Raw genomic sequence first — 251 nt, 5'->3', positions numbered from 1 at the left:
ATTGCACCTACATGTTTAAGCTTAAAAGCACTTGTTGCAAATCCAAGATTTAAARAATCCTTTAAAGAGTATGATTTTATTAATCCTGTATAAAAACCTGACCAAAATGCATCTCCAGCTCCTGTAGTATCAACTATTTCAGTAGCTAGAGTTTCAAATTTAAAAGTTTCATGTCCGTTAGTTACAATAGCTCCATCTTTTCCAAGAGTCATTATTACTAGTTTTGCTCCTAAATCTATAAACTTTTTAAC

Annotated in this window: 1 protein-coding gene; it reads right to left on the bottom strand. The window is 30.8% G+C overall.

Translation table 11 applies throughout. From position 1 onward, the window contains the following. Positions 1–251, bottom strand: a 251-nt coding sequence (locus tag G3997_RS05480; RefSeq protein ID WP_296644126.1) for a carbohydrate kinase family protein, incomplete at both ends; no start/stop codon positions are given.

Source organism: Romboutsia sp. 13368 (assembly GCF_018336475.1).
Lineage (GTDB): Bacteria > Bacillota > Clostridia > Peptostreptococcales > Peptostreptococcaceae > Romboutsia.
The sequence above is the reverse complement of the archived record's forward strand: the minus strand, read 5'-3'. Positions and strand labels throughout refer to the sequence as shown.